This window comes from Massilia sp. HP4 (genome assembly GCF_005222695.1).
Taxonomy (GTDB): domain Bacteria; phylum Pseudomonadota; class Gammaproteobacteria; order Burkholderiales; family Burkholderiaceae_D; genus Telluria.
In genome coordinates this window covers 486,003-512,980 of record NZ_STGG01000041.1, presented here as the reverse complement: position 1 = coordinate 512,980, position 26,978 = coordinate 486,003, and the positions used below count along the sequence as shown (strand labels likewise).

Genomic DNA, 26,978 nt, shown 5'->3' with positions numbered 1-26,978 from the left:
GTTGGCGGCTCCGCCGCCGACGCGTCGATCGCTATCGGCGCCGATGTCGTGCCGGATGATCTCGCTGCCAACCATCACCGCGTCGGCGGCGTAGCCGCCAACCCTACGGCGATATAGCGTCGGCGCGCCAGTCGCGGTCACCGCACCCGCTTGTACCAGGCCCCATCCTCGAACAAGGGCTGGTAATCGCCCGCCGCCGCATCTCCCACCACCAGTTCGCGGTCGATCCCCAGCACCCCGAACAGGGCCAGGCTGTCCCGGAACAGCCGCAGCACGCGCTGGCGCAGCACTGGCCCGAAGTCGGGCAGGGCGCGGCAGCAGACGATCGCGTGGAATTCATTGAACGAGCCGTCGGTCACCAGGCAGTACTGCAGCCAGGTGATGCGCTCGAGCAGCCGCGGCAGCAGGCGCGCGCGGCCATCGCTGACCTCGAAGTAGTCGGCCAGGCGCCCGGTGCCGCCACTCGCCTCGTAGCCGCACTGGGCGTCAAGCAGATGGGCCGCCGGCAGCGTGGCTTCGCGGGCCTCGAACAGCAATTCGTCGCTGGCCAGGGTCGCGAATACCTCGGTGCGTCCATACAGCTTTTCTTCGGCCAGCAGCACCGCCAGGGTCCAGGCCTCGCCCACGCCGGCTGCTTCCGGCAGCCAGACCTTGGGTAGCGCCGTCGGCCGCAGGCTATCGGCCAGTGCCCTGCGCTGGCGCCGCACCCAGTCGGGACGGTCGAACAGGGCAGCCGGCGGCACTGCCAGCGCGCGTACCACCTCGAGCGCGGCGCCGGGCGCATGCAGCACCTGCTCCTGCAGGCGCGACAGGTTCGGCAGCGCGCGCCGGCGCGCCAGCCCCTGCAGCCGGCGCCGCAGGATGGCGCGCTCGTGGCTGCGGTAGTCGAAGCCGAAGCGCTGGTACAGCGCTTCGAGCAGCAGCTCGATCTCGAGCTCCGCCAGGCCGGTATCGACCGGCAATCCCGTCAAGGCATTCACCGCGGCCTCAGTGCAGCCAGACCCGCATCATCGACAGCAGCTGCGCCACGTCGACCGGCTTGGTGATGTAGTCCGAGGCGCCAGCCGCGATGCATTTGTCGCGGTCGCCCTTCATTGCCTTCGCGGTCAGGGTGATGATCGGCAGCGAACGGAATTTGGGGATGCGGCGGATCGCCCGCATCGTGTCGTAGCCGTCCATCTCGGGCATCATGATGTCCATCAGGACGATCTCGATGCCGGGATCCTTTTCCAGCACCTCGATGCCGTCGCGGCCATTCTCGGCGAACAGCACCTGCATCTGCTGGCGTTCCAGCAGGGTCGAGAGGGCGAAGATGTTACGCAGGTCGTCGTCGACGATCAGCACCTTGCGCCCGGCCAGGCCCGAATCGAGGGCGTGGATCTCTTCCAGCATGCGCCGTTGCGTCTCGGGCAGGCTGGCCTGCGAGCGGTGAAGGAACAACGCGGTCTCGTCCACCAGGCGCTCGGGCGAGCGCGCATCCTTGATCACGATCGTCTTGGCATAGCGCTTGAGCTTTGTCACTTCCTTGCGATTGAGTTCCTGGGCCGTATAGATCACGATCGGCAGGTCGCGCAGGCGCTCGTTGCGGCCGATCTGGTCGAGCAAGTCGAAGCCGGAAATGTCGGGCAGGGTCAGGTCCAGCACCATGCAGTCGAAATGCGACGATTGCAGGGCCTCGAGCGCGGCGGCGCCATGGTCGACCGTGACGATATGGATGTCGTTATTGCCGATCAGCGAGACGATCGACTCGCGCTGGGCCGGATCGTCCTCGACCACCAGCAGGCTGCGCTTGCCGCCCATCAGGAATTTCTGGATGCGCTTGAATTCTTCTTTCAGCGCGTCGCGCTCGACCGGCTTGTTGATGTACGAGATCGCGCCCTGGCGCAGCGCGCGCTCGCGTTCGCGCAGCGACGACATGACATGCACCGGGATATGGCGCGTGCTCGGGTCGCGCTTCAAGCGGTCGAGCACCGTGAAGCCGTCGATGTCGGGCAGGTCGATGTCGAGCAGGATGGCCGACGGCAGGTAGTCGCGCGCCAGCGACAGCGCCGAATCGCCGCGGTGGGTGACAATCGCCTTGAAGTTCTTCTCCCGCGCGAATTCGAGCACTACCTTCGCAAAGCGCTCATCGTCCTCGACGATCAGCACCGAAGGGTCGCCCGGCGTCACCAGGCCGCGGTCGTCCAGCACGCTCGCATACTCGACCACGGCGCCGCTCGGATCGAGCAGGTCCGACGTCAGGTCGAGGGTCGAGACTTCGCTATTCTCCTGCAGCACCGGCACCAGCGGGGCGGGGAGGTTCAAGGGCGGCGCCAGGCGTGCCGGCTGCGGTTGGCGCGCCTGTTCGTAGTTGATGAAGCCTGCGCGGTTGTAGGGCAGGTACAGCGTGAACACCGAACCGACATTGACGGTCGACTCGACCCGGATTTCGCCGCCCAGCAGACGCGCCAGTTCGCGCGAGATCGACAGGCCCAGGCCGGTGCCGCCGTATTTGCGGGCGGTCGAGCCGTCGGCCTGCTGGAAGGCTTCGAAGATCAGTTGCAGCTTGTCGGCCGGGATGCCCACGCCGGTGTCGTAGACCGAGAACGCCAGCACCGCGTCGGCATGCTCCAGGTTCGGATGGTCGGAGGTCCAGCCGCTGGTCACCAGGCTGATGCCCAGCGACACCTGGCCGTGGCTGGTGAACTTGAAGGCATTCGACAGCAGGTTCTTGAGCACCTGCTGCAGGCGCGTGGTATCGGTCATCACCGCCGTCGGCAGGTTCTCGGCCAGGTCGACCTGGAAGCCCAGGTGCTTGGCCTCGGCCATGTGCCTGAAGGTGCGGTCGACGTAGTTGCGCAGGTTTGAGAAGCGGTATTCCGACACGTCCAGCGTGACGGTGCCCGACTCGATCTTCGACAGGTCGAGGATGTCGTTGATCAGGGTGAGCAAGTCCGAGCCCGAGCCGTAGATGGTCTTGGCGAATTCGACCTGCTTGCCCGACAGGTTGCCTTCCGGGTTGTCGGACAGTTGCTGGGCCAGGATCAGCAGCGAATTCAATGGCGTGCGCAGTTCGTGCGACATATTGGCCAGGAATTCGGATTTGTATTTCGACGACAGCGCCAGCTGGGTCGCCTTTTCTTCCAGCGCCAGCTTGGCCTGCTCGACCTCGCGGTTCTTGCGCTCGACCTCGATATTCTGCTCGGACAGCAGGCGCGCCTTCTCGGCCAGTTCCTGGTTGGTTTGCTGCAGCTCTTGCGCCAGCGACTGCGACTGCGTCAGGAGCGACTCGGTGCGGCTATTGGCCTCGATCGTGTTCAAGACCACGCCGATCGACTCCATCAGCTGGTCCATGAACGACAGGTGGGTTTCGGTGAAGCGGTCGAGCGAGGCAATCTCGATGACGGCCTTGACCTGCTGCTCGAACAGGATCGGCAGCACCACGATATTGTTCGGCGGCGCCGAGCCCAGGCCCGACGACACCACGATATAGTCGCGCGGCACGTCGGTAAGCCAGATGCGGGTCTTCTCCAGCGCGCACTGGCCCACCAGGCCTTCGCCCGGCAAGAAGGAAGTCGGCAGCTTGCGGCTCGAGCGGTAGCCGTAGCTGGCGATCATGCGCAGGCGCGCATCGATCTCTTGCGAGTCCATCATGTAGAACACGCCGTGGTGGGCCGAGACCAGCGGCGCCAGTTCCGACAGGATGAGCTTGGTCACCGCCTGCAGGTCGCGCTGGCCCTGCAGCAGGCGCGTGAAGCGCGCCAGGTTGGTCTTGAGCCAATCCTGCTGCGCGTTCTTCTGCGTCGTTTCCTTCAGGTTGCGGATCATCTCGTTGATATTGTCCTTCAGGTAGGAGACCTCGCCGCGTGCCTCCACTTGAATGGAACGCGACAGGTCGCCGCGGGTCACCGCCGTCGCCACTTCACCGATCGCACGCATCTGGTTGGTGAGGTTGGCTGCCAGCTGGTTGACGTTTTCCGTCAAGTCCTTCCAGGTACCGGCCACGCCCGAGACGTTCGCCTGGCCGCCCAATTTGCCTTCGGTGCCGACCTCGCGCGCCACCCGGGTCACTTCGGACGCAAACGACGACAGCTGGTCCACCATCACGTTGATGGTATCCTTCAGTTCGAGAATCTCGCCCTTGACGTCCACCGTGATCTTCTTGGACAGGTCGCCGCGCGCCACGGCGGTGGTCACCGCCGCGATATTGCGCACCTGGCCGGTCAGGTTCGAGGCCATGAAGTTGACGTTATCGGTCAAGTCCTTCCAGGTGCCGCCCACGCCCGGCACATAGGCCTGGCCGCCAAGCTTGCCCTCGGTGCCGACCTCGCGCGCCACCCGCGTCACTTCGGACGCGAACGACGACAGCTGGTCGACCATCACGTTGATGGTGTTCTTCAGTTCAAGGATCTCGCCCTTCACGTCGACCGTGATCTTCTTGGACAGGTCGCCGTTGGCCACCGCGGTGGTCACCTCCGCGATATTACGTACCTGGGCGGTCAGGTTGCCCGCCATCGAGTTCACGCCGTCGGTCAAGTCCTTCCAGGTGCCGGCCACGCCCGGCACGTTCGCCTGGCCGCCGAGCTTGCCCTCGGTGCCGACCTCGCGCGCCACCCGCGTCACTTCGGACGCGAAGGAGTTCAGCTGGTCGACCATCACGTTGATGGTGTTCTTCAGCTCGAGGATTTCACCTTTCACGTCGACCGTGATCTTCTTGGACAAATCTCCGTTCGCCACCGCGGTCGTCACGTCCGCGATGTTACGCACCTGGCCAGTCAGGTTGCCCGCCATCGAGTTGACCGAGTCGGTCAAGTCCTTCCAGGTGCCGGCCACGCCTTTCACCATCGCCTGGCCGCCGAGCTTGCCTTCGGTGCCGACCTCGCGCGCCACCCGCGTCACCTCCGAGGCGAACGACGACAGCTGGTCGACCATCACGTTGATGGTGTTCTTCAGTTCGAGAATCTCGCCTTTCACGTCGACCGTGATCTTCTTGGACAGGTCGCCGTTCGCCACCGCGGTCGTCACCGCCGCGATATTCCTCACCTGGCCGGTCAGGTTGGACGCCATGAAATTGACGTTGTCGGTCAAGTCCTTCCAGGTGCCGGCCACGCCGGGCACATACGCCTGGCCGCCGAGCCTGCCCTCGGTGCCGACCTCGCGCGCCACCCGCGTGACTTCCGACGCAAAGGAGCGCAGCTGGTCGACCATCACGTTGATGGTGTCCTTCAATTGCAGGATCTCGCCGCGCACGTCGACCGTGATCTTCTTGGACAGGTCGCCGTTGGCCACCGCGGTGGTCACCTCGGCGATATTACGGACCTGCGAGGTCAGGTTGCCGGCCATCGAGTTGACCGAGTCGGTCAAGTCCTTCCAGGTGCCGGCCACGCCCTTGACTTGCGCCTGGCCGCCGAGTTTACCTTCGGTGCCGACCTCGCGCGCCACGCGCGTGACTTCGGACGAGAACGAGGACAGCTGCTCCACCATGGTGTTGGCGGTCATCGCCGCGCGCAGGTACTGGCCCTTGAGCGGATGGCCGTCGACTTCGAGGGCCATGGTCTGGGACAGATCGCCCTTGGCCACGGCGCCGATCACGCGCGCCATCTCGGTCGTGGGGCGCACCAGGTCGTCGATCAGGGTATTGACCGAGCTGATCATGGTGCTCCAGCCGCCGACCACGCCCGGCAGGTCGGCGCGCTGGGTCAGGTGGCCCTCGCGGCCCACGACCCGGGAGACTTCCGTCACCGTCTCCACCATCTTCTGTTTGGTCTCGATGATGTCGTTCAGGGTGTCGGCGATCTTGCCGGACACGCCGGTCCAGTCGTCAGGCATGCGTACCGAGAAATCGCCTTTTTTCAAGGCCATCAATGTGGTGAGCAGCAGCTTGACGTCCAACTGTTCGCCCATATCGGTCATGGTGTTCATCGCCTGGATCCTTGTCCTGAAGGGAAGTCTGTATCGGCCGGCCTGTACCGGGCGATAGTGTCGTTTTTATACATAGCACGATACCGCTCTATAGATCTAAGTCAAGGTGCGCAGCGCGATATCTGGGCTAGCAAATACTTGCAAATCTGAAATTTATTACAGGTAATTCGGCGGAGGGTAGCGGATTCCCTCTAAAACGGGCGCACGATTGCAGTTAGTTGTTGTTTATGCACTGCTACATGCAAAATAAATAGAAGCAAACCATAGGATTGTTAATTTCTGTGAATTTGTGAACGGGGTGAACCATCTAGCATAGCGGGGTTACATCAACATCTGCCCCCATGATCGACACCGCCTTATTACTTGAGCTGATGCAGGCCAAGGACGCCTCCCACTGGAGCGCGTCGCTGTTCACCATTGCGCGGGGGCTGGGTTTCGACAACGTGCTGTTCGGCGTCGTCAATTCGCGCCATACCCGCTTCGAGTCGGCCTTCTTGCGCAGTAATTACGCCGAGAACTGGCGCGATCGCTATGATCGCAATGGTTTCGCCTACGTCGACCCCACCGTCTCGCACTGCATGGCGAGCACGATGCCGATCGTGTGGCAGCCCGGCACCTTCGCCTCCAGCCCGCGGCAGGCCGGGCTCTACGAAGAAGCCAGCGCCCACGGCATCCGCAGCGGCGCGACCCTGCCGATCCACGGGCCGCAAGGCGAATTCGGGGTGATCAGCTTCGCTTCCGATGCGCGGCCCGATGCCGCCGCCGAGCGCGCCATGAACGAGGTGCTGCCGATGCTGTCGCTGGTGCGGGACTATGCCTTCGCTTCTTCCAGCCGCTTTCGCGGCGAGGAGGTGCGGCTGGATGAGGCGCCGCGCCTGACGCGGCGCGAGCTGGAAGTATTGCAGTGGGTGATGGCGGGCAAGTCGTCATGGGAGATTGCCCGCATCACGAATTGCTCCGAAGCGACCGTGAACTTTCACCTGGCGAATGTGCGTCAAAAATTCGACGTCAACACTCGCCAGCAGGCGGTGGTCAAGGCCATCGCCCTGGGGCTGATCACCCCTGAAGATCACCATCGCTGAGCTTGCCATTCATGTACATGCGCAACAGGATTGACACCGGGGCAGGGATCGCGAGACCGGTCTCGAAGCGGCTGCCACTGGATTGGGTCACGCCGAAGCGGCCCCAGAATTTTTCCTGGCTTTCGCGCTTGGTGATGCGCAGCCGGCGCAGTTCGTGCGGGGCCAGGCGGGCGGCGCCGGCGGCGTGGACCAGCTGGTTGGCCTGCAGTTCGGCGGCCAGCGCTTCGCACATCAGATCGTTTGCCATGGTGAATCCTTTCGGGGTGATGGAGCAACAAGTTGGAACAATGCGTCGTTTCCAAAAGTATTGCACTGCCGATATTGCTCGCCACCTATCAATGCTGATAGTACCCAAGTTACCCAAGTTGCATGACTCTTCCATGCGTAGTGCATATTTCTTGCACCGATTTTCTCAACGAGGAGGGGGTTGGCAATGAGCATGCAAATCAGGATCGCGCCACGTCGCGCATTCGCATCGAAAGAGCTGTGGGAAATGCATACCCTGCGCGCGAAAGTGTTTCGCGGGCGGCTGGGATGGGAAGTGCCGGTGCTGTCCGGCATGGAGATCGACGGCTATGACGCCCTCGAGCCGCGCTATATGCTGATGCGCGACGGCGAGACCCTGCGCGGCTGCTGGCGCCTGCTGCCAACCGAAGGACCGTATATGCTCAAGGACTCCTTCCCCCAACTGCTCGACGGCCAGGAAGCCCCAAGCGACCCGCATATCTGGGAGCTGTCGCGCTTCGCGATCGAGACCGAGGGCGCCGGCAGCTACGGCTTCTCGGAGATGACGATGGAATCGATCGAGGCCATCATCCGCCACGCCCACGAGCGCGGCCTGTCGCGCTACGTGACCGTCACCACCACCGCGATCGAGCGCATGCTGCGCCGGGCCGGCGTGGTCACCACCCGCATCGGCGCGCCGCAGGCGGTCGGGATCGAGACCGCGGTCGCGCTCTACGTCGAGATCGAGCCGACCTGGGAAGCGCTGTTCGCCCGCCGGTTGGCGTCCTGACGGGGCGCTACGCCGAGTGCGCGCCCAACGTTCGCAGCAGGAAGGTATAGGTCAGCGCCTGCATGCGCGCGATCTGCGCGTTGTCCGCGGCGCCGGCATGGCCGCCCTCGGTGTTTTCCCAGTACAGCACGTCGTGTCCCTGGTCCAGCATGCGCGCCGCCATCTTGCGCGCATGCGCCGGGTGGACGCGATCGTCGCGGGTCGAGCTGGTAAACAGCACGCGCGGGTAGCGCTGGCCCGGCCGCACATTGTGGTAGGGCGAATAGCGCGCAAGCCAGGTCCATTCCTCGGGCTGGTCCGGGTCGCCATACTCTCCCATCCACGAAGCGCCGGCCAGCAGCAGGTGGTAGCGCTGCATGTCGAGCAGCGGCACCTGGCACACCACGGCGCCGAACAGCTCGGGGCGCTGGGTCAGCGCCGCGCCCACCAGCAGGCCGCCATTGCTGCCCCCCATGATGCCCAGCTGCTGCGGCGTGGTGAGGCCGCGCCCGACCAGGTCTTGCGCCACCGCGTAGAAGTCGTCGAAGGCGCGCTGGCGGTGCTGGCGCAGGGCGGCCTGGTGCCAGCGCGGGCCGAACTCGCCGCCGCCGCGGATATTGGCCAGCACATAGGCGCCACCTTGTTCGAGCCAGGCGGCGCCGGTCATGCCGCTGTAGAAGGGCTTGAGCGAGACTTCGAAGCCGCCGTAGCCGTACAGCAGGGCCGGCGCGGGGGCGTTGTTTGCACCCTTGCCGGTGACGACGAAGTAGGGCACGGGCGTGCCGTCGCCCGACGTTGCCGTGTGCTGGGCCACGTCGTAGGGCGCGGACTCGAAGAAGGCCGGCATTGCCTTGAGCGGTTCGCGCTCGTCGCTGCCGGCGCGCATCAGGTACAGGGTGGTCGGATGCAGGAAGTCGGTCACCGTCAGGAAGTAGTCGTCCGAGTTGTCCGAGTCGAGGGCCGACACGCCCAGCGAACCTATGCCGGGGACGGCGACTTCGCGCCGGATCCAGCGCTTGCCATCGCGCCGCAATTCGGTGATCCGGTTCTTGACGTTGTCGAGCACCGTCAGCAGCAGGCTGGTCCTGGTTGCCGCCACGCCGTCCAGCGAGGTGGTCGGGGTGGGCGCGAACAGCACCTCGACAGCACGCCTGCCGGCCAGGAAATCGTCGAAGCCGGTCGCCAGCAGCGCGCCTTGCGGATAGGTGACGCCATCGATGGTCCAGTCCGAACGCAGCTCGACGATGAGCTGGTCGCGCAGGGCGAAGGCATTGGCGTCGAGCGGCTTGTCGATCCTCTGCAGTTGGTTCCCGCGGCGCCAGAACAGTTCGCTCGTATAGAAATCGATCTGGCGCAGCACGAAGGCGCGTTCCCAGCCGGGACTGTTGTCCTGGTAACCGGAGGCCGCCATATCGCCAGGAGCCGCCTCGTACACGGTGGTGGCCGCCGCCAGCGGCGCGCCGCGCTTCCACTCCTTGACGATGCGCGGGTAGCCCGATTCGCCCAGGCTGCCCGGACCGAAGTCGGTGCCGACGAACAGGGTGTCGCGGTCGATCCACGACACGTCGCTCTTCGCTTCGGGCAAGCTGAAACCGTCGGGCACGAAGGCGAGGGTAGCAAGGTCGAATTCGCGCACCACGCGGGCGTCTCCGCCGCCGCGCGACAGCGACACCAGGCAGCGATCGGCCTGCGGCTCGAGCCAGGACACGCCGGCCCAGACCCAGTTCTCGTTCTCGGCGCGCGCCAGCGCATCGAGGTCGAGCACCGTTTCCCAGGCTGGCGCCGGCTTGCGGTATTCGTCCAGGGTGGTGCGGCGCCACATGCCGCGCACGTGGATGGCGTCGCGCCAGAAGTTGTAGCACCATCCGCCGTGCACGCCGACGTAGGGAATCTTGTCGCTCGAATCGAGGATGCCCTTCAGGCGCTCGCGCAGCGGCGCGAAGCGCGGGTCGCTTTCCAGCTCGGCCTCGGTCGCGGCATTGCGCGCGTGGACCCAGGCGCGGGCCGGTTCGCCGTCGACCGCTTCCAGCCACAGCCAGGGATCGTCGTGTTCGTCGCGGCTTTCGTGTTGCATGCTTACCTCATCAGTATCACGCCGGCGCGGCGCGCCGATATACTAACAATTTTGCGGGGCAGGCATCGCCGGCCAGGGGAAGCATGAAGCGAGCGTTTTTGCCAGCCAATTTGCCAGACAACTTGCCAGGAGCGGGCGCCATCGATGCCGCCGCGGCGCGCCTTGGGCGGCCGTTCGTGTTGTGGGGCGGCGGCATCGCGCTGTCGCTGGCAATCGGCCTGCTGTTGCATGCGGTGGTGAGCGCCGCCATCGAAGACGATGCCCGCGGCCGCTTCGAACACCTGGCCGAGGGCACGCGCGAGCGGCTCGACGGCGCCCTGGTTTCCTACGGGCGCGCGGTGCGGGCGCTGGCGGCGCTGCACGCGGCCGGCGGCGGCGAGCGCGTGCCCGACCGCGCCGCCTTCCACCGCTACGTGGCGGCGCTCGACCTGCCGGCCAACTATCCGGCGATCGAAGGCTTGACCTATGCCGCTCATGTCAGGGAAGGGGAGCGCGACGAATTCATCGCCACCATGCGCGCCGACCGCAGCGTGGACGTGCGCGGCTATCCCGACTTTACGGTGTTCCCGGCCGGGCGCCGGCCCTGGTACGAAGTGATCGCCTACCAGTACCCGGTCGACCAGCCCAGCCGCCGCCTCGGCTTCGACATGGCGGCCAGGCCGGCCGTGGCCCGCGCGCTCGAGCAGGCGCGCGACAGCGGCGGCATCAGCGCTTCGGGCCAGCCGATCCTGGTGAACGGGCCGTTTCCCCACTATGTCCTCGGCATGCGCATGCCGGTCTATCGCGGCGGCGTGCTGCCGCTCGGGATCGAGGAGCGGCGCGCCGCCTACCTCGGCTCCTTCGGCATCGCCTTCGCGGTGCACGAGCTGGTCGAGCAAGCCGTGGGCGGCTACGACTGGATCCCGCGTTCGGTCAGCGTGTATGGCGCCGGCATCCTCCTGCATGGCCCCGACGCGCGCTCCACGCCGCACGACCCGCAGCATAATTTTACGACGGTGCTGGACGTGGATTTCGCCGGCAGCCCCTGGAAAGTGCATTTCGCGGTGCCCAAGGCGGCGATGCTGGCCGGGACCGACCCCTGGCTGCCGATGGGGGCGCTCGTCGCCGGTTTCCTCGGCACCCTGCTGGTGTACGGCTTGTTCCTGGCCCAGTACCGCTCGCGGCGCGCCGCCGACGAACAGCGCCTGCTGCTCGACACGGTGCTCGACAACCTGGACGCCGAGGTCTACCTGAAGGACGCCGGGCGCCGCATCCGCTATCTCAATGCCAAGGGCGCCTCCAGCATCGGGCGTCCGGCCGCGGAGCTGATCGGCAGCCGCGATGTCGACGTGATCGAGCGCGCCCAGGCCGATGCCGCCTGGGAGCTCGACCGCGCCGTGCTGCACGAAGGGCGGCGCAGCAGCGCCCAGGTCGGGCAATCGAGCCCGGGCGCCGCGCCACGCCAGCTGTGGACGGTGCGGGTGCCGATGCAGGTCGACGAAGAGCCGGCGGTGCTGTGCGTGGCGACCGACGTCAGCGAGCTGCACCGCCTCAAGGCGCGCGCCGATGCGGCCAGCAAGGCCAAGAGCGACTTCTTGTCGAACATGAGCCACGAGATCCGCACGCCAATGAACAGCATCATCGGCATGACCCACCTGGCGCTGCAGGCCGCGCCCGATCCGCGCCAGCGCGACTACCTGGAAAAGATCTATCACTCGGGCCAGCACCTGCTGGGCATCATCAACGACATCCTCGACTTTTCCAAGATCGAGGCCGGCATGCTCGAACTGTCGCGGGTGTGCTTCATGCTCGACGCCCTGATGCGCAATGTCGAGGCCCAGCTCGGGACCGCGGCCGCGGCCAAGGGACTGGGCTTCGACATCGAGATCGATCCAGCGCTGATGCGCCCCCTGTGCGGCGATTCGCTGCGGCTGGAGCAGGTGCTGCTCAACTTCGCCAGCAATGCGGTCAAGTTCTCCGAACGCGGCCGGATCACGATGCGCGCCCGCCTGGCGCATGCCTTCGGTCCCGAGGTGCTGGTGCGCTTCGAGGTCGAGGACCGCGGCATCGGCATCGACGAACAGGACCAGCCCCACCTGTTCACGCCGTTCCAGCAGGCCGACCAGTCGGCCACGCGGCGCCACGGCGGCACCGGCCTGGGCCTGGCCATCAGCCGCCAGCTGGCCGAACTGATGGGCGGCGAGGTCGGGGTGCGCAGCACGCCCGGCGTCGGCAGCACCTTCTGGTTTACGGCGCGGCTGGCGCTGGACGACGCCGCCGGCGGGCGCTCCGGCGCGGTGCAAGGCGCCGGCCTGGGCGCCGCGCCGGCGCCGGCTGGAGCACGGCTGGATGGCTGCGCGGTGCTGCTGGTCGAGGACAATGCCTTCAACCAGCAGGTCGCGCGCGAGCTGCTGGAGCTGTCCGGTGCGACGGTGGACGTCGCGAACAATGGCGAGGAAGCCTTGGCGGCGATGGGGCGGCGCGGCTTCGACTGCGTGCTGATGGACGTGCAGATGCCGGTGATGGATGGGCTGGAGGCGACCCGCCGCATCCGCAGCGATCCCGCACTGCGCGACACCCTGGTGGTGGCGATGACGGCCAATGCCGGGGTCGACGACCGCGCGCGCTGCCTGGCCGCCGGCATGAACGAATTCCTCGCCAAGCCGGTGGTGCCCGAACTGCTGGCCGCCACCATTGCGCGCTGCCTGGGGCGCACCACGGCGCCGGTGCCCGATGTCGCGATCGGGCGCACGGCGCGTTCGCCGGCCGATGCGCTGGCGGCGTCGCTGGCGGGAGCGTCCGCGAGCCAGGCGCTGCACGGCGAGGTGCTCGACCTGTCCAGCCTGGCCGATACGGCAGGCGGCGACCCGGAGCGCATGCGTAGATATGCCTTCCTGTTCCTCGACACCGCGCGCGAGAACCTGGCCGGCATCGATGCCGCGCTGGCCGGCGGCGACCTGACGCACACGGCGAGCCTGGCGCACCAGCTCAAGTCGGCGGCGCGCGCGATCGGCGCCGCCAGCTTCGGCGCCATCTGCGAAGACCTGGAAGCGCAGCCGAGGCGCGAGCTGCGCCTGGGCGCCGCCGGCACCGCCCAGGCCCGGGCGCTGGCGGCGCGCCTGCGCGCATTGTTGATCCGCATTGAACGCGAAGTGTCGACCCAGTTCGGCTGCCGCGACGGCGAGGCGCGCTGAGGGCGAAATAAGTCGTTTCGGCCCTACCGCCGGCGCACCAAACGGGGTATTCTGTTGGCCCGACTGTTCGAGCCACACGCATGCCTCCGATCACCCCCGCCACGATCACTCCCGGCCTCCTCATCCTCCACGGTAACCAGATGGAGCTGCTGCGCAGCGCCGTGTTCGACTGGCTGGGCAAGCACCCGCTCGGCCCCCTCGAAGAAGAGATCTTCCTGGTGCAATCGAATGGCGTGGCCGAATGGCTCAAGATCGCGCTGGCCGAAGAACTCGGCGTATGCGCCGCCACCCGCGTGGCGCTGCCGGCGCGCTTCATGTGGGAAGCCTACCGCGGCATGCTGGGGCGCGAACGGGTGCCCACCCGCGCGCCGTTCGACAAGGACCCATTGACCTGGCGCCTGATGCGCCTGTTGCCGACCCTGCTGCAAGAAGATGGCTACGAGCCGCTGGCGCGCTTCCTGGCCGACGGCGACGCCGAGCGCCGCCTGCAACTGGCCGAGCGCGTGGCCGACCTGTACGACCAGTACCAGGTCTACCGCGCCGACTGGCTGGCCGACTGGGCCGCCGGTCGCGACCAGTTGCGTCGCGCCGCGGGCTCATTGGGCAATGAAGCGGTGCCGCTGGCGCCCGAGCAGCGCTGGCAAGCCTGCCTGTGGCGCGCGGTGCACGAGAGCCTCGACCCGGCGCAGCGCGCCAGCGGGCGCGCCACCATCCACCAGCAGTTCCTGGATGCGATCGAGGCCGGCGCGACGCCCGCCAGCCGCCTGCCGCGGCGGGTGGTGCTGTTCGGGATGTCGACCCTGCCTTACCAGACCCTGCAGGCGATCGCCGCGCTGGCGCGCCATACCCAGGTACTGTTCGCGGTGCCGAACCCGTGCCAGTTCTACTGGGGCGACATCATCGACGGCCGCGACCTGCTCAAGGCCGCGCGCCGCCGCCAGCCGCAGCGCAATGGCATCGACCTCGGCGCCTACCCGCTCGAGGAACTGCACGCCCACAGCCATCCGTTGCTGGCGAGCTGGGGCCGCCAGGGCCGCGACTTCGTGCGCATGCTGGATGAATTCGACAACCAGGACCACGCCGAAGGTGCTACTACACCACTGAAGGTCGACCTGTTCGGCGATGACGATGGCGCGACCCTGCTGGGCCAGGTCCAGGCCGCGGTGCGCGACCTGCTGCCACTGTCCGAGCATCCGAAGGTGCCGCCGATGCCGGATGACCGCTCGATCGAGTTCCACGTGACGCACAGCGTGCAGCGCGAAGTCGAGGTGTTGCACGACCAGTTGCTGTCGTGGTTCGCCGGGGACCCGAGCCTGCGTCCGCGCGACGTGGTGGTGATGGTGCCCGACATCGACACCTTCTCGCCGGCGATCCACGCCGTGTTCGACCAGCACCGCGGCAAGGACCAGCGCCGCATCCCGTTCGAGATCGGCGACGTGCGCGACCGCAGCGTCAATCCGCTGCTGGTCTCGCTCGAATGGCTGCTGCGCCTGCCGCAGCAGCGCTGCCGCCAGAGCGAGGTGCGCGACCTGCTGGACGTGCCGGCCGTGGCGCGCCGCTTCGGCCTGGGCGACGAAGACCTGGCCATCCTCGGCCGCTGGATCGAAGGCGCCGGCGTGCGCTGGGGCCTCGATCACGACCACCGCGCCGGCCTGGGGCTGGGCATGGCGGGCGAGCAGAATGCCTGGATCTTCGGCGTGCGGCGCATGTTGCTCGGCTACGCCAGCGGTGCCGGCGCCAGCTTTGCCGACATCGAGCCGTATGCCGAAGTCGGCGGGCTCGATGCGGCGCTGGCCGGCGCGCTGGCCCAGCTGGTCGATTGCCTGCTGACCTGGCGCGCGCAGCTCGACACGCCGCGCACCCCGGCCGCCTGGGGCGAGGCCGCGCGCGAGATGCTGTCCTGCTTCTACGCCGCCAGCGACGAGGCCGACCGCCTGACCCTGTCGAACCTGGGCGAGGGCCTGCAATGCTGGCTCGAGACCTGCGACGCGGCCGGCTTCGACGAGCCGGTACCGTTGGCGGTGCTGCGCGAAGCCTGGCTGAATGAACTCGACCAGCCGACCCTGAATCACCAGTTCGTCTCCGGCGGCGTGACCTTCTGCACCCTGATGCCGATGCGCGCGGTGCCGTTCCGCGTGGTGTGCCTGCTCGGCATGAACGATGGCGACTTCCCGCGCCGCGCGCGCCAGTCCGACTTCGACCTGCTGGCCTTGCCCGGCATGGCGCGGCCCGGCGACCGCTCGCGCCGCGACGACGACCGCTACCTGATGCTCGAGGCCCTGCTGGCGGCGCGCGACAAGTTCTATGTGAGCTGGGTCGGGCGCAATGTGCGCGACAACAGCGAACAACCGCCGTCGGTGCTGGTGTCGCAGCTGCGCGACTACCTGGCCGATGGCTGGAAGCTCGACCTCGGGCACCTGACGGTCGAACACGCGCTGCAGCCTTTCAGCCGCGTTTACTTCCAGCAGGGCGGCCTGCTGACCTATGCCGGCGAATGGCGCTCGGCCCACGGCGCGCAGCAGCTGGAGGCGGGCGACACCTTGCCGGCTTACGAGCTGGAGCCGGATTTCGTGCTCAAGCTGGGCGAACTGGCCAGCTTCCTGCGCCAGCCGGCGCGTTATTTCTTCCGCCGGCGCCTGGGTGTGGTGTTCGCCGACGCCGCCCAGGTGGGCGAAGACGAGGAGCCGTTCGCGCTCGATGCGCTTGAACGCTACCAGATCGAGGATCACCTGCTGGACGACAGCGGCGAGCCGGAAGCGCTGCACGAGGTGCGCGCTGCGCTGGCCACGCGCGCCGGACGGCTGGCGCGCGAGGGCGTGCTGCCGATCGGCCTGATGGGCCGCATGTGGCAGGAGCAGCTGGTCGAGAGCCTGGCGCCGGTGCGCACCGAGTGGCTGCGCCTGCGGGCGCGCTTCCCCGAGTCCGCGCCCAAGCAGGCGCTCGGCCTCGACCTGGCGCTGGGCCCAGACCGCGACGAGATTCGGCTCGACGACTGGATCGACCGCCTGCGCAGCAATGGCGAAGCGTCGGCCTGGCTGATGCAGCTGTCCTCGAAGGTGCTGGACCGCGAAGGCCGCCCACGCGGCGACAAGCTGATCGCCCCCTGGCTGCGCCAACTGGCCAGCGCCGCGGCCGGCCATCCGGTCGCCGGCTACCTGGTCGCGCGCGACGCGGTGCTCGAGATGGCGCCTCTCGGCCAGGAAGAATCGCTGCAGGCGCTGCACGACCTGGCGCGCCTGTGGCGGGCCAACCTGGACGCGCCGCTGCCGGTGGCCTGCCGCACCTCGCTGGCCCACCTGGCCGAAGCCGATCCGCGCGCGACCTACGACGGCGGCTTCGAGATGAGCGGCGAAGTCGACGACCTGTGCCTGGCGCGCCTGTGGCCCGATTTCGCGGCGCTGCGCGCCGCCGGCGGTTGGCCCGACCTTGCCGAAGAATTGTATGGACCGCTGGCGCGCTGGATGAATGGCGCCGTCACGATCAAGCCCTTGCAGGAGTTGCAACAATGAGCAGTAATCAACTCGACGCGCTCCGGTTCCCGCTGCATGGATCGCGCCTGATCGAAGCGTCGGCCGGCACCGGCAAGACCTGGACCATCGCCGCGCTGTATGTGCGCCTGGTGCTCGGCCACGGTGGCGACGACGGTTTCATGCGGCCGCTGCTGCCGTCCGAGATCCTGGTGATGACCTTCACCCGCGCCGCCACCCGCGAACTGTCGAACCGCGTGCGCGAGCGGCTGGTGCAGGCGGCCGCCTACTTCCGCGGCGAGTCCGAGGCCGAAGACCCCTACCTGGAGCAGCTGGCCGAGGCCTATGCGCCAGGCAGCGAACGCAGCGTCGCCGCCCACCGCCTGATGCTGGCCGCCGAAACCATGGACGAGGCGGCGATCTTCACCATCGACGCCTGGTGCCAGCGCATGCTGCGCGAGCACGCCTTCGATAGCGGCAGCCTGTTCGACGAAGAACTGGTGAGCGACGAGCGCATGCTGTTCGAGGACGCCGCCCACGACTACTGGCGCCAGCATGTCTATCCGCTCGGCGCCGACAGCCTGGCGGCGGTGCTGGACACCTGGAGCGACGTCGATGCGCTCAAGCGCAGCGTGCAGGACCTGGTGCACCGCGCAGCGCTGCTGGGCGAGGTCGAGCGCGCGCCGCTGGGCGCCTTGATCGCGCGGCTGTCGCAAGAGCAGCGTGCCGAACTGGGGCGCCTGAAACAGGGCTGGAGCGAACGCGCCGACGAGATGGAGCGCTGGATCGCCGGCCATCGCGAGCGCGCGCCCAAATGCTTCAACGGCAACAAGATGCGCGCCGATTCGCTGCGCAAGTGGTTCGAGGCGCTGCGTGCCTGGGCCGTCGACCCGGCACTGCACATGCCGGAGCTGAACGACACCGCCTGGCGCCGCCTGACCCCCGACGGCATCGCCGATGCATTCAGCAAGGACTTCAGCGCCGCAGTGCCGGCCTGTTTCGACGGCACCGCCGACTTGCAGCAAGCCCTGGCCGCGATCGATCCGATCGCCCATGCGCTGCTGCGCCACGCCGCCGCCCACATCGGTGCGCGCATGCAGGAGCTCAAGCGCCGCAACCGCCAGTTCGGCTTTGCCGACATGCTCGAGCGCCTGAAGCTCGCGCTCGAAGGCGAGAACGGCGCGGCGCTGCGCGAACGCATCGTGCAGCAGTATCCGCTGGCCATGGTCGACGAATTCCAGGACACGTCGCGCGACCAGTACCGCATCTTCGACCTGCTGTACCGGGTCGAGGCCAACGACCCCGGCCAGGGCCTGTTCCTGATTGGCGACCCCAAGCAGTCGATCTATGGCTTTCGCGGCGCCGACATCCAGAGCTACCTGGACGCGCGCTGCGCCACCGCCGGCCGCCATTACCAGCTCGACACCAACTACCGTTCAACGGGGGCGCTGGTGGGCGCGGTCAATGCGCTGTTCCTGCACGCCGAAGGCGGCGACGGCAAGACCGGCCATGCGGCGGCGGCATTCCGTTTCAAGCGCGGCCAAGACAATCCCTTGCCGTTCGAGGCGGTCAAGGCGCGCGGCCACAGCAAGCGGCTGGTCGGTGTCGAAGGAGGCGGCGAGATCGAGGCGCTGTCGGTATGCACCACCTGCCGCGACGACCTGAAGGCCGACGACTACCGCGAGTTCTTCGCCCACCACTGCGCCGAGCACATCGTGCGCCTGCTGAACGACGAGCGGGTGGGTTTCCGGGACGACGAAGACGGCAGTTTCCGGCGCCTGATGCCGGCCGATATCGCGATCCTGGTGCGCGACCGGCGCGAGGCGGCCGCCGTGCGCCAGGCGCTGGTGCGGCGCAAGGTGGCCAGCGTCTACCTGTCCGACAAGGATTCGGTGGTCGAGAGCGAAGAGGCGGCCGACGTGCTGCGCTGGCTGCATGCGGTCGCCAATCCGCTCGATGGGGCCCTGGCGCGCGCCGCCTTCGCGACCCGCACCGCCGGCCTGGCGATCGGCGAGCTGGCCCGGCTCTCGAGCGACGAGCTGGCCTGGGAACAGCGGGTGGAACAACTGAAAGCCCTGCACGTCGCCTGGCAGCGCCGCGGCGTGCTGGCGATGCTGCGCACCTTCATCCATGAACTCGGGCTGCCGGCGCGCCTGCTGGCCGAGCCGGGCGGCGAACGGCGCCTGACCAACCTGCTGCACCTGGCCGAACTGCTGCAGGAAGCCAGCGCCCAGCTCGAGGGCGAGCAGGCCCTGATCCGCTGGTTCGCCGAGCAGATCGAGGGCCTGGGCGCCGGCGGCGACGAGCGCGTGCTGCGCCTGGAAAGCGACGCCGAGCTGGTCAAGGTGGTGACGGTGCACAAGTCGAAGGGCCTGGAGTATCCGCTGGTCTACCTGCCGTTCGCGGTGACCGCGCGCGCGACCAGCCGCCGCAACCGTGCCTTCTTCGACTACGTCGACGACGCCGGCAAGCGCCACCTCGACCTGGCCCTGTCCGACGAGGCCTTGGCCGCGGTCGACCGCGCGCGCATCGAGGAAGACCTGCGCCTGCTGTATGTGGCGCTGACCCGGGCGCGCCACTTCCTGTGGCTGGGCGCGGCGGCGGTGGCTGGCGCGCGCAAGGGCGAGAACCGGCTGCACGAGTCTGCGCTCGGCTACCTGCTGGCCGGCGGCGACGCGATTGCGGCGGGCGACCTGCGCGCGCGCTTCGAGGACGTGGCGGGCACGGTGCAGGGCATCGCGCTACGCGAGCTCGAACCGGACGAGGGCGTCACCATGCTGGCGCGCCACGATGCCCGGCCCGAGCTGCTCGAGGCGCCGGTGTACCGCGCCGATTTCGAGCGCGACTGGTCGGTCGGCTCGTTCACTTCGCTGACCCGGCATGCGGTGGCGGCGCCGACGCCGATGCGGGCCCAGGAACAGACCCTGCTCGAAGAGGCGCCGCAGGTGCACACGCCGCCGCGCATCGAGGACGTGGCGTGGCACCGCTTCCCGCGCGGTTCGGTGCCCGGCAACTTCATGCACGAGCAGCTCGAGTGGCTGGCGCGCGAGGGTTTCGACTGCCTCGACCAGCCGGGTTGCGAGACACGCCTGCGGCAGCGCATCGAACGCGCGGGCTGGGGAAACAGGCTGGACGACGCACTGGCCTGGCTGCGCGCGATCGTCGACACGCCACTGCCGCCGCTCGGCGCTTCCCTGCGCGACCTGCGCGGCGTGCTGCCCGAGATGGAATTCTGGTTCCCGAGCGAACGCCTCGACCTGGAAGACCTCGATGCGCTGTGCCGCGCCCACCTGTTGAACGGCATCGAGCGTCCGGTCCTGCCAGAGCGCGCGCTGCACGGCATGCTCAAGGGCTTTGCCGACCTGGTGTTCGAACACGAGGGGCGCTACTGGGTGCTCGACTACAAGACCAATGCGCTGGGGACGGGCGACGCGGCCTACAGCCAGCCGGCGATGGAAGCCGGCATGGCCGAGCACCGCTACGAGATCCAGGGCAGCATCTACCTGCTGGCACTGCACCGCCTGCTGCGCGCGCGCCTGGGCGCGGCCTACGAGCCCGAGTACCAGCTGGGGGGGGCGATCTTCATGTTCCTGCGCGGGATCGCCAATGAGGACACGCGCGGCTGCTGCATGCTGGCGCCCGACCTCGAACTGCTGGATGGACTGGAACGATTGCTGGACAAGGAACACCATGGGCAAGACTGAATCCGACATCGACGCCCTGTGGCGCGAGATCGGCAAGCTGACCGATGCGGGCGAACTGCGCCGCCTGTCGAGCGCGTTCGCGCGCTTCATCGCGCAACTGGGCGGCGCGCCGCCACCGCTGGTGCTGGCGGCGGCCATCCTGTCCGAGCTCGAAGGCCATGGCCACAGCTGCGTGCAGCTGGCTGACCTGGCCGCTGGGCCGGCCGAGTTGCTGGGCTGGAGCGACGAGCAATGGGCGCAGCTGGCGGCCACCGCCGCGCCGCTGCCCAAGGGCGTGGCCGGCTGGAGCACGCTGCTGGCGCGCTGCGAGCAGGTCTGGGTACGCGGGCAATTCGACCACGACCAGCCGCTGGTGCTCGATGGCGAGCGCCTGTACTTGCGCCGCTACTGGCGCGACGAGACCCAGGTCGCGGCCGCCGTGCGCGAGCGCGCCGAGTCTACCCATCCGGTCGACACGGCCCTGGTGCGCGCCTGGCTCGACAAGTTGTTCGTGGCGTCTCCCGACGTCGCGCGTCCGGACTGGCAGAAGCTGGCCTGCGCGGTGGCCGTGCGTGGCAAGGTTGCGATCATCACCGGCGGCCCCGGCACCGGCAAGACGTATACCGTGGCGCGCCTGCTGGCGCTGTTGTTCGCGACCGCGCCCGACGCCGATCGCAAGCGCGTGGCGCTGGCCGCGCCGACCGGCAAGGCCGCCGCGCGCCTGAAGCAGTCGATCGACAAGGCGCTGGGCGAACTGGCCGACCGCGTCGGCGACGAGCTGCCGCTGCGTACGCTGACCGGCCGCATGGGCGCCGCGCGTACCTTGCACAGCCTGCTCGGCGCGCGGCCCGATACCCGCGCCTTCGCCCACCACCGCGGCAACCAGCTCGATGTCGACGTCCTGATCGTCGACGAAGCTTCGATGGTGCACCTGGAAATGATGGCCAGCCTGCTCGAGGCGCTACCGCCCGAGGCGACCCTGATCCTGCTGGGCGACAAGGATCAATTGGCGTCGGTGGAGGCGGGTGCGGTGCTGGGCGACCTGTGCCACGACGCCCAGTCCGGCAACTATGACGAAGACACGATCCGCTATGTGGATCAGGCCAGCGGCGAGGCGATCCCCGCCCAGTATGCGGGCGAGGGCGGGGCGCTGGCCCAGCAGACCGTGATGCTGCGCCACAGCCGCCGCTTCGGCGGCCCGATCGGCCAATTGGCGCTGGCGGTCAACGCCGGCGAGACGGCGCGCGCCGAGGAAGTGCTGCGCGCCGGCGACAGCGTGCGCTGGATCGAGCACGCCCAGCAGGCCCAGTTGCTGAAACTGGCCTGGACCGGCTACGCCCCCTATCTCGAACTGCTGCAACAGGGGAAGGGGGGCGATGACGCCTGGATCCGCCAGGTGCTGCAGTCCTTCGAGACCTTCCGCATCCTGTGCGCGGTGCGCGACGGGGAATGGGGCGTGTCGGGGCTGAACGAAGCGATCGAGAAGCGCCTGGAGGCCGGCGGCCTGCTGCGCCGCGGCGCCGAATGGTATGTCGGCCGCCCGGTGATGGTCACCCGCAACGACTACTCGACCGGCGTGTTCAACGGCGACATCGGCGTGACCCTGGCCGACCCCGCGCGCCCGGGCGCCCAGCGGGTGTACTTCCTGGAAGGCGACACGGTGCGCAGCGTACTGGCGACGCGCCTGCGCAATGTGGAGACGGCGTTCGCGATGACGGTGCATAAATCGCAGGGCTCGGAGTTCCGACACACGGTGCTGGCGCTGCCGCGCGAGGCCAGCGCCGTTCTCACGCGCGAGCTGGTCTACACCGGCATCACGCGCGCCAGCAATGAGTTCACGCTGGTGACGCCGAGCGGCGACGTGCTGCGCGACGCGATCGCCAGCCGCACGCACCGTACCAGCGGCTTGCGGGCGCTGGTGGCGTAGGGTGCGCCGCACGCCATGACAAAGGGGCCTCGCGGCCCCTTTGTCATGGTGCACCGTCGCGGATCAGTCGCGGCGCTTGCGCGCGGTCTTGACCTTGGCGGTGGTGCGCTTCTTGGTGGCCTTGGCCTTGGAAGACTTCGACTTGGCGCGCGCCTTGGCTTTCGAGCCGCCGGCGCTGGCCTTGATGCGCGGGCCGCCGCTGGCGGCGCGCGCCACCCGGCTCACCGGCTCGTCGCCCGTGATGAAGCGGCGGATATTGAGCGCGTCCATCACGCGCGCCGACGAGGCGCTGGCATTGAGCAGCACCAGCGTCGCCTTCTTGCCGGCGGCGGTGATGTTCATGATCAGGCAGCGGCCGGCTTCGTTGGTGAAGCCTGTCTTGGACAGGCCCACGTCCCAGCCCTTGGCGCCGACCAGGCGGTTGGTGTTGCGGTATTCGACGCCGCGGCCGTTGATGTCGATGATTTCCTTGGTCTCGGTGGTCATGCGCACGATCTCGGGATAGCCGCTCGAGGCGGACGCCATCTTGACCAGGTCGGCGGCATTCGAGCGGTTGTGCGGCGACAGGCCGGTCGGCTCTTCGATCTCGGTCTGGGTCATGCCCAGCGCACGGATCTTGCGGCGCACGGCGGCCTTGAAGCCCTCCTTGCCGCCCGGGAAGGTGCGGGCGAGGGCGGCGGCGGCGCGGTTGTCCGAAGACATCAGGGCCAGGTGCAGTACGTCGCGGCGCGAGATGCTGGCGCCGACCGGCACCCGCGAACTGCTGAACTTGACGCGATCGACGTCTTCCCGGTCGATCTCGATCTGCTCGTCCATGTCGAGCTTGGCATCGAGCACGACCATTGCGGTCATGAGCTTGGTGAGCGATGCGATCGGCATCACGGTATCGGCGTTTTTTTCGAGCAGGATCTTTCCGGTCTCATCTTCGACGACGAGCACCGACTGCGACCCAAACGGCACGGCGAATGCCGCAGCCGAAATAGTCATCAGGACCGTTGCTAACAGTTTCTTGATCATTCTTTGTCTGGAATCTGGGTTGAGGTTGAACGTCGGGGCGCCTGGCGGCGCAAGATCAACATCTATCTCTAGAGCAACTAGAGTAAGGACAATATCATCCATCCCAGCTGCATGTCTATGGCGCACGAGCAAATTCCCCTATGGGAAGCCATTTTTTGACGGAAATGTGACGACTTGAGTGAATAAAATTAACAACCCATGTCACATAGAAATGTCGAGTGATCAATTTCTATGCAACTCATGCAAAACAGCCCTGCACGCGGCAGGGCTGTCTCGATGCATCGGGCCGGCTTACTTGGCCTGGTAGATCTTGTCGAACTCGCCGCCATCGTTGAAGTGGCGTTTCTGGGCCGCGGTCCAGCCGCCGAATACCTCGTCCACGGTGAACAGGCTGACGGGCTTGTAGTTGGCAGCGTATTTCTTCATGACTGATTCCGAACGCACACGCATGAAGTGCTTGGCGCCGATTTCCTGGCCGGCCGGCGAGTACAGGAAGTTCAGGTAGGCGGTGGCCGGCTGGCGTACCTTGAGGCGATCGACGACCTTGTCGACCACGGCCACCGGCGACTCGGCCAGGATCGAGCTGCTCGGGTAGATGACTTCGAAATCGTTGCCGAATTCCTGGCGTACCATGCTCACTTCGTTTTCGAAGGTCACCAGCACGTCGCCAATCTGGCGCTGGGTAAAGGTGGTGGTGGCCGCGCGGCCGCCGCCGTCCAGGATCGGCACGTTCTTGAAGATCTTGCCGACCAGGTCGCGCGCCTGCGCTTCGGTGCCGCCTTTCTTGATCACCGCACCCCAGGCCGCCAGGTAGGTGTAGCGGCCATTGCCCGAGGTCTTGGGATTCGGGATGATGCTGGCCACGCCCGGACGCGCCAGGTCGGCCCAGTCGCGCACCTGCTTCGGATTACCCTTGCGTACCAGGAACACCATGGTCGAGTAGTACGGGGTGGCGTTGTTCGGGAATTTCTTGGCCCAATCCTTGGCCACCAGGCCACGGTCGACCAGCAAGTCGATGTCATTGGCCTGGTTCATGGTCACCACGGATGCCTCGAGGCCATCGGCCACGGCGCGCGCCTGCTTGCTCGAGCCGCCGTGCGACTGCTTGATGGTCAGGGTCTGGCCGGTCTGCTGTTTATACGAGGCGATGAAGGCCGGGTTGACCTCTTTATACAGCTCGCGCGCCACGTCGTAGGACACGTTCAGCAATTCGGCATCGGCCGCGCTCGCGTGCAGCGGCAGCGCACCGCCGGCGGCGAGGACCAGTGCCAGGAGGGAGCGGCGTAGCGTGTTCGGGGTGGTGTCGCGCATTGTTTTTTCTCGCTTCGAAAGTTGTAGTGACAGAGTGCATGTTCCCTAATCCATGCCGCAAACGGAACGATAGTTTCGTCATATCTTTATAAGCGGAACGCGTTTGACCGTGTCGCCAGCAGGGTCTCTACCTTTCGGTGTATAGTCGAGGCCGTGCGATGCCCTGTCATCGTTCGTTCATGTCCGTTTCCAAGTAGATGATTGATGTCCACGCGTATTGAAATCCGCAGGGCTGTCCCTGGCGATGCAACGGCTGCCTGCACTCTGCTGCGCCGTTCGATCGAGGAGGGCTGCCGCGCCGACCACCAGGGCCAGCCAGGCGTGCTCGACGCATGGCTCGGCAACAAGACGCCGGCCAACGTCGTCACCTGGTTTTCCGCGCCCACCAATTATGTGGTGGTCGCCGAAAGCGAAGGCGAGCTGATCGGCCTAACGCTGTTGACGCAGGCCGGCAAGCTGGCCTTGTGCTACGTGCTGCCGGACGCCTTGCGCTGCGGCGTCGGCCGTGCCCTGCTGGATGCGGTGGAGCAGCAGGCGCGTGCCTGGAATATCAGTAAATTGCACCTGCACAGCCCATCTGGGGCCAGCCAGTTCTTCGAGCGCCACGGCTATATCAATGCCGGCAAAGAAAGAGCTTGTTATGGGCTCGAGTGCGACCTGCTGTGGAAGCGCCTCGACGGCGCCTGCGATCCAGCGAACAAGCGTTTCTGCAACTGCAGCGAGTAAAGTCCGGCCCAGGTCGCCTAATTGCAACAAAGCGATAACATTTGCACGCTTCGTGAACACTTCTGCATGCTTGTCGGATACGCTATAGTATGCGTCATCGCAATTGTCGAGTACCGGATCCGCACCCATGGCTTCACGTAGAGACTTTCTTCATCACAGTGCGCGCCTGGCCGCGCTGGGCGCCCTCGGGGCGCCGCTGGCCGCTGCCGCCACCGACCTCCAACCGCCGCCCGACCTGTTCGATTCGCAAGCCCTCGACCTCGATTTCTGGGTCAAGCCGCGCACCCTGTCCGTGACCCGTCCGGCCAGTGGCGAACGCGCGAGCGTGCTGTACTGGAAGGACGGCGAAGTCATCGACTCGGCCTACGAGCAGTTGTGCCACCTGCTGCGCGACGTCAACGGCAAGGCCACCGCCAGGATCGATCCCAAGCTGCTCGAGATGCTGTGGAGCACCCAGGCCTTCATCGCCCGCTACGGCCTGCTGCAGCCGCTCGAGATCCTGTCCGGCTACCGCTCGCCGGCATCGAATGCGCGCCTGCGCGAAGCCGGCATTCCGGCCGCGCGCCAGTCGCTGCACATGGTGGGCAAGGCGGCCGACATCCGCATCGCCGGCCTGAACGAGGAAGTGCTCGGCGGGCTGATCAAGAGCTTCCGCGGCGGCGGGGTCGGCTACTACTACCGCTCGGGCCCGCGCGGCGGCTGGATCCACGCCGATACCGGCCTCGAACGCAGCTGGAAGGGGTGATTCGCCATCCCGCCGATGCGTGCGAGCGTGTCCGGTAACTTGGGATAGTATGGTTGTCAAGCGCCGGGGCAGGACGCCCCGGCTGTCCCACGTCTTTCCAAGGAGGCTGTGATGGCAACAATCAATGCACCAACCATGGATCGCCGGTCGATGCCCGATCGTCGCGTCAACGTTCACGCGCGCGAGCGTGCGGCCATGTCCGCCATCGACTATATCGCGATGGCGCTCCTGATCATCGGTGGCCTCAACTGGGCCATGGTCGGCCTGTTCGGGGTCGACATGGTCGCCACGCTATTCGGTCCCGATACCGCGCTGACCCGCATCGTCTACGTGGTGGTGGGCCTGGCCGCGCTGTACTCGATCTATACCACGGCCAAGATGGCCAGCAGCAAGCGGCACTGAGTGCCGGCGCCCGTGCGGATCGGCCTCATTTCCGACACGCACGGGCTGCTGCGCCCGCAGGCGCTGGATTTCTTGCGGGGCAGCGACCACATCCTCCACGCGGGCGATATCGTCGGCGCGGACATCCTCGCGCAGCTCGCCGAACTGGCGCCATTGACCGCCGTGCGCGGCAATAACGACCACGGCGCCTGGGCACGCGATCTCCCCGAGACGGTCACCCTGACCGTGGGTGGCGTCGTCATCCACATGCTGCATGACCTCAAGGAACTCGCCATCGATGTGGCCGCCAGCGGCGTGCGCGTGGTGGTCACCGGTCACTCGCACAAGCCCGCCTGCGCGGAACGCGGCGGCGTGCTGTATGTGAATCCTGGCGCCGCGGGACGGCGGCGCTTCAAGCTGCCGGTGTCGGTCGGAGAATTGCTGGTCGAGGATAGCCGCGTGGACGTGCGGCTGGTGACGCTCGACGTGATATAGCA

At 67.2% G+C, this 26,978-nt stretch carries 16 protein-coding genes; 10 read left to right on the top strand and 6 right to left on the bottom strand.

All coding sequences use genetic code 11. The annotated features are described in order from the left end of the window. Window positions 1-137: 137 nt before the first annotated feature. Together E8M83_RS16230 and E8M83_RS16225 are read right to left on the bottom strand one after the other, a co-directional pair. Window positions 138-980, bottom strand: coding sequence for a chemotaxis protein (locus E8M83_RS16230; protein ID WP_137174351.1), 843 nt, complete (start codon window positions 978-980; stop codon window positions 138-140). 7 nt (window positions 981-987) lie between these two features. Continuing rightward, window positions 988-5,901, bottom strand: a complete 4,914-nt coding sequence (locus E8M83_RS16225) for a response regulator (protein ID WP_137174350.1) — start codon at window positions 5,899-5,901, stop codon at window positions 988-990. Window positions 5,902-6,242: 341 nt separating this feature from the next. On the opposite strand from E8M83_RS16225, the gene E8M83_RS16220 reads away from it, so the two are divergent. After that, window positions 6,243-6,983 (top strand): LuxR family transcriptional regulator, encoded by a 741-nt coding sequence (locus E8M83_RS16220; protein ID WP_229491556.1) that lies wholly within the window; start codon window positions 6,243-6,245, stop codon window positions 6,981-6,983. Here E8M83_RS16220 and E8M83_RS16215 read toward each other — a convergent pair. Beyond that, on the bottom strand, window positions 6,958-7,230 hold the full coding sequence (locus E8M83_RS16215; RefSeq protein ID WP_137174349.1) for a DNA-binding transcriptional regulator: 273 nt from the start codon (window positions 7,228-7,230) through the stop codon (window positions 6,958-6,960). The two genes, E8M83_RS16220 and E8M83_RS16215, sit on opposite strands and share 26 nt — an antisense overlap. A gap of 186 nt (window positions 7,231-7,416) precedes the next feature. Here E8M83_RS16215 and E8M83_RS16210 point away from each other — a divergent pair, with 186 nt between their 5' ends. Further along, a complete protein-coding gene (locus E8M83_RS16210) occupies window positions 7,417-7,998 on the top strand; it encodes an acyl-homoserine-lactone synthase (RefSeq protein ID WP_137174348.1) in 582 nt (193 codons plus the stop codon). Between the two features lie 7 nt (window positions 7,999-8,005). On the opposite strand, the gene E8M83_RS16205 is transcribed toward E8M83_RS16210, so the two are convergent. Next, entirely contained in the window at window positions 8,006-10,090 is a 2,085-nt protein-coding gene (locus E8M83_RS16205; protein ID WP_267874229.1) for a prolyl oligopeptidase family protein, read from the bottom strand. A 44-nt stretch (window positions 10,091-10,134) separates the two neighbouring features. On the opposite strand from E8M83_RS16205, the gene E8M83_RS16200 reads away from it, so the two are divergent. The 4 genes from E8M83_RS16200 to recD all read left to right on the top strand — a co-directional run bounded on the left by E8M83_RS16200 (window position 10,135) and on the right by recD (window position 22,301). After that, window positions 10,135-13,224: a CHASE domain-containing protein gene (locus tag E8M83_RS16200; protein ID WP_137174346.1), complete on the top strand. Its 3,090-nt coding sequence runs from the start codon at window positions 10,135-10,137 to the stop codon at window positions 13,222-13,224. A gap of 80 nt (window positions 13,225-13,304) precedes the next feature. Continuing rightward, window positions 13,305-16,733: an exodeoxyribonuclease V subunit gamma gene (gene recC / locus E8M83_RS16195; RefSeq protein WP_137174345.1), complete on the top strand. Its 3,429-nt coding sequence runs from the start codon at window positions 13,305-13,307 to the stop codon at window positions 16,731-16,733. Further along, complete coding sequence (gene recB, locus E8M83_RS16190; RefSeq protein ID WP_137174344.1) at window positions 16,730-20,395, top strand: exodeoxyribonuclease V subunit beta; 3,666 nt, start codon at window positions 16,730-16,732, stop codon at window positions 20,393-20,395. The genes recC and recB overlap by 4 nt, the downstream gene beginning before the upstream one ends. Beyond that, complete coding sequence (gene recD / locus E8M83_RS16185; protein WP_137174343.1) at window positions 20,382-22,301, top strand: exodeoxyribonuclease V subunit alpha; 1,920 nt, start codon at window positions 20,382-20,384, stop codon at window positions 22,299-22,301. The genes recB and recD overlap by 14 nt, the downstream gene beginning before the upstream one ends. Before the next feature lie 63 nt (window positions 22,302-22,364). On the opposite strand, the gene E8M83_RS16180 is transcribed toward recD, so the two are convergent. Both E8M83_RS16180 and E8M83_RS16175 read right to left on the bottom strand, forming a co-directional pair. Then, complete coding sequence (locus E8M83_RS16180; protein ID WP_373995054.1) at window positions 22,365-23,288, bottom strand: serine hydrolase; 924 nt, start codon at window positions 23,286-23,288, stop codon at window positions 22,365-22,367. 321 nt (window positions 23,289-23,609) lie between these two features. Further along, complete coding sequence (locus E8M83_RS16175; RefSeq protein ID WP_137174341.1) at window positions 23,610-24,629, bottom strand: sulfate ABC transporter substrate-binding protein; 1,020 nt, start codon at window positions 24,627-24,629, stop codon at window positions 23,610-23,612. Window positions 24,630-24,833: 204 nt separating this feature from the next. Here E8M83_RS16175 and E8M83_RS16170 point away from each other — a divergent pair, with 204 nt between their 5' ends. The 4 genes from E8M83_RS16170 (at window position 24,834) to E8M83_RS16155 (ending at window position 26,976) form a co-directional block, all read left to right on the top strand. Beyond that, window positions 24,834-25,355: a GNAT family N-acetyltransferase gene (locus tag E8M83_RS16170; protein WP_137174340.1), complete on the top strand. Its 522-nt coding sequence runs from the start codon at window positions 24,834-24,836 to the stop codon at window positions 25,353-25,355. A 127-nt stretch (window positions 25,356-25,482) separates the two neighbouring features. Then, complete coding sequence (locus tag E8M83_RS16165) at window positions 25,483-26,100, top strand: DUF882 domain-containing protein (RefSeq protein WP_137174339.1); 618 nt, start codon at window positions 25,483-25,485, stop codon at window positions 26,098-26,100. A gap of 150 nt (window positions 26,101-26,250) precedes the next feature. Beyond that, window positions 26,251-26,502 (top strand): DUF378 domain-containing protein, encoded by a 252-nt coding sequence (locus tag E8M83_RS16160; protein ID WP_137174386.1) that lies wholly within the window; start codon window positions 26,251-26,253, stop codon window positions 26,500-26,502. 12 nt (window positions 26,503-26,514) lie between these two features. Beyond that, entirely contained in the window at window positions 26,515-26,976 is a 462-nt protein-coding gene (locus E8M83_RS16155) for a metallophosphoesterase family protein (RefSeq protein WP_137174338.1), read from the top strand. The last annotated feature ends 2 nt before the right edge of the window (window positions 26,977-26,978 follow it).

Coding starts and splice junctions, on each gene's coding strand:
- E8M83_RS16225 (WP_137174350.1), bottom strand. CDS start 5,901: ATGAACACCATGACCGATATGGGCGAACAGTTGGACGTCAAGCTGCTG.
- E8M83_RS16220 (WP_229491556.1), top strand. CDS start 6,243: ATGATCGACACCGCCTTATTACTTGAGCTGATGCAGGCCAAGGACGCC.
- E8M83_RS16215 (WP_137174349.1), bottom strand. CDS start 7,230: ATGGCAAACGATCTGATGTGCGAAGCGCTGGCCGCCGAACTGCAGGCC.
- E8M83_RS16210 (WP_137174348.1), top strand. CDS start 7,417: ATGAGCATGCAAATCAGGATCGCGCCACGTCGCGCATTCGCATCGAAA.
- E8M83_RS16200 (WP_137174346.1), top strand. CDS start 10,135: ATGAAGCGAGCGTTTTTGCCAGCCAATTTGCCAGACAACTTGCCAGGA.
- recC (WP_137174345.1), top strand. CDS start 13,305: ATGCCTCCGATCACCCCCGCCACGATCACTCCCGGCCTCCTCATCCTC.
- recB (WP_137174344.1), top strand. CDS start 16,730: ATGAGCAGTAATCAACTCGACGCGCTCCGGTTCCCGCTGCATGGATCG.
- recD (WP_137174343.1), top strand. CDS start 20,382: ATGGGCAAGACTGAATCCGACATCGACGCCCTGTGGCGCGAGATCGGC.
- E8M83_RS16180 (WP_373995054.1), bottom strand. CDS start 23,288: ATGACTATTTCGGCTGCGGCATTCGCCGTGCCGTTTGGGTCGCAGTCG.
- E8M83_RS16175 (WP_137174341.1), bottom strand. CDS start 24,629: ATGCGCGACACCACCCCGAACACGCTACGCCGCTCCCTCCTGGCACTG.
- E8M83_RS16170 (WP_137174340.1), top strand. CDS start 24,834: ATGTCCACGCGTATTGAAATCCGCAGGGCTGTCCCTGGCGATGCAACG.
- E8M83_RS16165 (WP_137174339.1), top strand. CDS start 25,483: ATGGCTTCACGTAGAGACTTTCTTCATCACAGTGCGCGCCTGGCCGCG.
- E8M83_RS16160 (WP_137174386.1), top strand. CDS start 26,251: ATGCCCGATCGTCGCGTCAACGTTCACGCGCGCGAGCGTGCGGCCATG.